The sequence below is a fragment of the Pseudodesulfovibrio karagichevae genome (assembly GCF_041414475.1).
Taxonomy (GTDB): Bacteria; Desulfobacterota; Desulfovibrionia; order Desulfovibrionales; family Desulfovibrionaceae; genus Pseudodesulfovibrio; species Pseudodesulfovibrio karagichevae.
In genome coordinates, this window is the sequence record NZ_JBGLYH010000029.1 from 40,926 (window position 1) to 46,940 (window position 6,015).

The 6,015-nt window shown below is 61.5% G+C and carries 4 protein-coding genes and 1 pseudogene; all 5 read right to left on the reverse strand.

Translation table 11 applies throughout. The features are described from left to right. Positions 1 to 360 precede the first annotated feature (360 nt). Positions 361 to 1,983 (reverse strand): sodium/proton antiporter NhaB, encoded by a 1,623-nt coding sequence (gene nhaB / locus AB6M95_RS11185; RefSeq protein ID WP_371386835.1) that lies wholly within the window; start codon positions 1,981 to 1,983, stop codon positions 361 to 363. Between the two features lie 51 nt (positions 1,984 to 2,034). Further along, the gene (locus tag AB6M95_RS11190; RefSeq protein WP_371386836.1) at positions 2,035 to 3,456 is read right to left on the reverse strand and encodes a transferase; all 1,422 of its coding nucleotides are present in this window, start codon (positions 3,454 to 3,456) and stop codon (positions 2,035 to 2,037) included. 93 nt (positions 3,457 to 3,549) lie between these two features. After that, positions 3,550 to 5,025, reverse strand: a complete 1,476-nt coding sequence (locus tag AB6M95_RS11195; RefSeq protein WP_371386837.1) for an SLC13 family permease — start codon at positions 5,023 to 5,025, stop codon at positions 3,550 to 3,552. A 26-nt stretch (positions 5,026 to 5,051) separates the two neighbouring features. Further along, a complete protein-coding gene (locus AB6M95_RS11200) occupies positions 5,052 to 5,573 on the reverse strand; it encodes a CBS domain-containing protein (protein ID WP_371386838.1) in 522 nt (173 codons plus the stop codon). Positions 5,574 to 5,908: 335 nt separating this feature from the next. Next, positions 5,909 to 6,015 (reverse strand): annotated as a pseudogene (locus AB6M95_RS11205) (IS1595 family transposase); the annotation flags it as partial.

Consider the following 6,015-nt stretch of genomic DNA (forward strand, 5'->3'; position numbering starts at 1 on the left):
GGTCGTGCCGGGCCGTTACAGCCCGAACGGCTTCCCGTGTCCGGAAAAACGGACTATCCCGGCGCACCCGCATTTCGCGGGTGCGCCTTTCTTGTCCGTTTTTGCGGACTCGCCCCTCCGCCCGCATCGTGCGCGCCCGGATAGCGCATCGGTCCCGCCCTTGGATGGCGCGGGGGCCGGTCCGTTGCCGGTATGTGCCCGGATCGGGCAAATGGTCGGCGAGGTGGGGCGGCATCGCGCAGCCGGATCGCGCGGATGGACGCCAACCGCCAGGAAGGGAAGGCAATCCGGCCGGAAACGGCAAGAAAAAGGGCCCCGCGCATTGCGCGGGGCCCTTTGTGTTTGTCGTTGCGCCGGAGGCTACCAGGAGAAGAAGTAGGTAGCCGCCAGGCCGGTGAGGGACATGGTCACGGTGTAGGGCAGGGCCAGGACGACCATGCGGCCGTAGGACAGGCGGATGACCGGGGCCAGGGCCGAGGTCAGCAGGAACAGGAAGGCGGCCTGTCCGTTGGGGGTGGCCACGGACGGGATGTTGGTGCCGGTGTTGATGGCCACGGCCAGGTGGTCGAAGTGGGTCATCATCTTGGCGACCTGGTCCTGGATGCCGGCGGGCAGGGAGGCGATGACGTCCGTGCGCGCCACGAACGGGTCGGTCAGCTTGTCCATGAGCGAGGCGGCGTCGGTCACGCCGGGGACGGTCGCCAGGAGCTGGACGAAGTGCAGCTTGGTCTCGGAGATATACACCGTGGCCACGAACACGTTGTCCGAGATCATGGAGAGCAGCCCGTTGGCCGTGTAGTAGGCGGCGAGCTGGGTCTGGCCCTCCAGGCCGAGGACGAGGTGCATGACCGGGGCGAACAGGTGCTGGTCGTGGATGACGCCGACGATGGAGAAGAAGACCACCAGCAGGGCGGTGAAGGGCAGGGCCTCCTCGAAGGCCGGTCCGAGCTGGTGTTCGTCGACGAAGCCGTTGAAGGCGGTCAGGAAGACGATGACGGACAGGCCGATGATGCCGACCTCGGCCAGGTGGAAGGCCAGGGCCAGGATGAGCCAGACGCCGATCAGGGCCTGGACGATGAGCTGGGCCTTGCCCTGGGCGCCGCGCTTGGACTCCATCTCGATGGCGGTCTCGAGCAGGTGGGAGCGGATGTTGCCCGGCAGTTTCGCGCCGTAGCCGAAGAGGTGGAACTTCTCCACGAACACGCAGGTCAGAAGGCCTACGAACAGGACGGGCATGGAGACGTGGGCCATGTTGAGGAAGAAGGGCACGAAGTGCCAGCCCATGACCTCGCCGATGAGCAGGTTCTGGGGTTCGCCCACCAGGGTGCACACGCCGCCCAGGGCGGTGCCGACCGCGCCGTGCATCATCAGGTTGCGCAGAAAGCCGCGGAATTCCTTGAGGTCGGCGCGCTCATGCTCCTTGATGGCGATGTCGTCGCACAGGTCGTGGGAGCAGCTGGGGGTCTTGCCCGAGGCGAAGCGGTGGTAGACGTTGTAGAAGCCGTAGGCCACGGCGATGATCACCGCGGTGACGGTCAGGGCGTCCAGAAAGGCGGACAGGAACGCGCCCGCGAAACAGAAGAGCAGCGAGATGACGATCTTGGACTGCACCCGGGTGAGGATGCGGGTGAAGGTGTACTGCAGGAAGTCCTTCATGAAGTAGATGCCCGCGACCATGAAGATCAGGAGCAGGATGACCGGGAAGTTGGTCAGGGCCTCATGGTAGACGGTCCTGGGCGAGGTCATGCCCATGATCACGGCCTCGATGGCCAGCAGGCCGCCCGCAGGCAGCGGGTAGCACTTCAGCGCCATGGCCAGGGTGAAGATGAACTCGGCGATGAGGACCCAGCCCGCGATGAACGGTCCGACCGTGAGCATGAGGATGGGATTGATGACCAGGAAGATCACAATGGCCATTTTGTACCAGTTGGGCGCGTTGCCGAGGAAATTTTTGCTAAAGGCCTGGGTCAGAGTCTGAGGCATGTTCGGTTACTCCTGATGTTGGATTGCCGGGATCTGTCTCGAAGGCAAGAACTAGTCCCCGATGGTCATTGTCGGATACATGCCCGCATCCTGGCCCGATTGGAAGGGCTGGAGGATGTTGAAGGCGGCGTCCCGAGTCTTCTGGGCATGTCCGCGGGTCTTGTCGGACCCGTCGAAGTATGCGCCGTTTTCTTCACGTATGTGATCGATGCGGTGTCTGAACGCATCGACGAAAGCCTTGCCGTCGCCCTTGAAGGTGGCGTTGCCCAGGGCAATGTCCGTGATTTTGGACAATTCGTCCAGGTTTATGCTCTGGGTCTTCAGGTCGGCCTGTTTGGTGACGTATCCCCAGACCGCCGAATTGGCGGGAATTTCGATGCATTCCTCGGGGTCGATGATCGTGTGGGGCATGACGATGGAGTCGCGCCCGATGGTGATGGGGCAGGCCTGGGTGCCGTGCAGGAAGGAGTTGAAGCCCACGAAGACGTTCTTGCCCGCGTTGGTCCAGATGACCTTGCCGCCGTGGGCGGTGACGTCGTCGCCCTCGTACACGGAATTCTTGATGTAGCAGTTTTCCTGGGCGTTGGAACCCTTGCCGATGTAGGAGTCCTCCACGTGGGCGCGCTGCACGATGAGCGCGTTCTCGCCCACCTCGCACCGTCCCTTGAGGACCGCATAGGGCGAGACGTAGGCGGTTTCGGGCACGTCGTATTCGGTCTCGGGACGGGCCGTGGAGTAGATGGGCACGAAGTCTTCCTTGAACTCGTCCACGTAGTCCACGAACTTGCCGGTCAGGTGGCCGTTCTCGTCCAGCTTGACGTACTGCTCGATGACGCCCTCGGGGTAGATGTAGTTGAACTCGAACAGGTCGCCGGACTTGATCCACACGCGGCCGGGCTCCACGGTCAGCCGGGAGAGGTCCCCGGCCTGGACGTAGGCGTAGTCGCCGATGACGCAGTTGTGCATGATGGACAGGTCGGCGGTGGCGAAGGCCCCGAGGTACACGCCTTCGAGCGTGGTCCCGTGGATGTTGGAGTAGTGCATGGCCGCCGAGTTGAGGATGCGGAAGACCTCGGGGGTCTCCGGGTTCTTGGAGTTGTTGTGGACCAGGGTCTTGACCAGGTAGGAATTGATGATCCGGATGACCTCGTCGTAGAAGAGCTTGGTCTTGACCCCGTTGAACTCGACCACGTCGCCCTTGCGCTTGAGCTCGTCGCCGCGCACGTTGGATTTGTACAGGACCGAGCTGTCCACCAGGGTCTTGCCGAGAAAATAGGTTCCGGCGAGGTTGGAGTTCTTGAACTTGAAGCTGATGGGGTGGTCCTCGGTCAGGGCGTAGAACGCGTAATACAGGAGGTGGCGTTCGCGCGGCACGGAGTTCTGGAGGATGTTGCGGACGTCGATGCCCATGGGCTTGAGGTTGACGTTCACCCTGGACGCTATGTGATCGAACAGTTCTTCGAGTTTTTCCATGTGGCTCACCCTGTTTGAAGGTTGTTGCACAAACGGCTGCCGAGCGCGGGCGCGGCAGCCGTTGTGGTAACTACGGAATACATCCCGGGCAGTCTAGCCTCCGGCCGGAAGCGTGATGGGCATGCCCATGAGCGGCCAGATGACCAGGATGGCGGCGCCCACCAGGACCATGAGCAGCAGGGACGCCGGAATGCCCCATCCGAAGAATTCACCGGTGGTGAACTGGCCGGAGTCGTAGGCGATGGCGTTGGGCGCCGCGCCCACCAGGAGCAGGAAGGGCATGCCCGCCATGACCAGCGAGGCGTACAGGATGACTTCGGGGGCCACGCCCAGGTAGGGGGCGATGACCAGGGCCACGGGGAGCGATATGGCGATGGCCGCCACGTTCATGATGAAGTTGGTCATGATCATCACGAAGAAGGCGATGGACATGACGAAGACGAACCAGTGGGCGTTCTGGAACATGACCAGCCAGTTGACGGCCATCCATTTGGCCGCGCCGGTCTCCCACAGACAGAAGCCGATGGACATGGCGCCGGCGAAGAGCAGGATGATGTTCCAGGGAATGTCCTCCAGGTCCTTGAGGTCCAGGATCTTGAAGATGAAGAAGAGGACCGAGGAACAGAGGATGATGGCGGTCTTGTCCACTGCCTTGAGCGCCGGGACAAAGGCCCGCAGGGACATGATGATGATGACCGTGGCTACGATGACCGCGGCCAGGATCTCGTTGCGGCTCAGCCCGCCCATCTTGGCGTTGAGCTCACGGGCCTTTTCGCGCAGGCCGGGGATGCGGTCCTTCTCGGGCTTGCACACGAGCATGAAGAAGCCCCACAGCAGGAAGGTCATGCCCCAGCCGATGGGGGCCATGTAGTAGGTCAGTTCGAAGAAGCCGACCTCCACGCCGACGATCTCCTTGAAGAAGCCGAGCGCCACCGCGCCGCGCGCCGCGCCGAGCAGGGTGACGATGGAGCCCGCGCCGGCCACGTAGGCCATGCCGATGAACAGCCCCTTGCCGAACTTGGTCGGCCGGTCGCCCTCGCCGTACAGGGCGTAGATGGCCAGCAGCAGCGGGTAGATGGTCGCGGCCACGGCGGTGTGGGCCATGATGTGGGTCAGGGCGGCGGTGACCACGAACACGCCGAGATAGATCATCGAGGTGCGCTCGCCAACGATGTCGAGCATCTTGTAGGCCAGCCGCTTGGTCAGGCCGGTCTTGGTGAAGACCAGGCCGATCATGATGGAGGCGAAGATGAACAGGACCGACGGGTCCATGAAGTCCTTGAAGGCCACCTTGGCCGGGCGGATCAGGAACATGACCTGGAGGATGCCGATCATCAGCGAGGTTATGCCGATGGGCACCACTTCGAAGACCCACCAGGTGCCGGCCAGCAGGAACACGGCGATGGCGCCCTTGGCCTGGGTGGTCAGAGGAAAGTGTTCGCCCATGGGGTCGATGGCGTCGGGCCAGGGCGCGCTGAAGTAGACTATGGCGAAAAGCAGGACGCCCGTGAGCATGAACACCAGGCGTTTCCAATCGAAGGCGGATTTGACGGTGAGTGCGGTCTCCATGTGTGTCTCCTCGTTGGACCGAAGGCCTAGTCGGCCAGGGCGCAGGTGTGCATGCGGCCGATGATTTCCGTGAAGACGTCCGACATGCGCAGCACGCCGGTGACCTGGCCGTTGTTGCGGACGATCAACGGCTGGGGCGTGCCGATCATGTACATGTGCACGCCGTATTCGATGTCGTTGTCTTCATTTATGTAATGGCCTTCCTCGGGGACGTGCATGGCGTCCGTCACCTTGATCTTGATGCCCCGAGCGCAGATGGTGTTCAGGGTGTCGGACCAGAGGTTGAATTCCTTGAACTGTTCGGCGACATAGCGATTGGAAAGGGTGTCGGTGGCGAGATCTTTCTTGAACAGTTTCTTGTAGTTGGGTTCCAGCGCGGTGATGATGTCGGACATGGTCAGGACACCGACGAAGGCGCCCTGTTCGTTGACGATGAGGATGTCCCGGTGGCTGCCGGGGCGCAGGACGGCGGCGACGTCGCCGAGCGTGGCGTCCGTGCCCAGCGTCTGGTAGTCGCCGACCGGGGTCATCAGTTCTTTGACTTTCATGTAATTCTTCCTCCCAAGAAGTACTGTTTGCACAAGGCTGAGGCGCCCGCTCCGCCAGGAGACGGGACGTCTTGTGGTGAGCACAGCCACGGACCGTACGATCGGCATCGACCCCCATCGATGCGGCCTGAACGGGGTTCCCGGCCTGAGACGATCAATTGGTCCGCGTTTCTATAGATAGCAATTGGTTCCTGGCGTCAAGCGTATCACGTGAAACTTTTCGCAAGGACGAATTGAAACATTTTGAGACTGTTTTGGGACAACATTTTGTCTCACAATGAAACAAAACGGGACAGAATGAGCGGTCAAAAATAATTTGGGGCTGACATAGATAACTATGCCGCGTTGTGCCTTTTTATCCATTTTTTCAGGATAGATAACTGCTCTTTTGGGGAGCCGTAATTAAACCTGAATTCGCACTCTTTCAAATACAGCCAAAAAT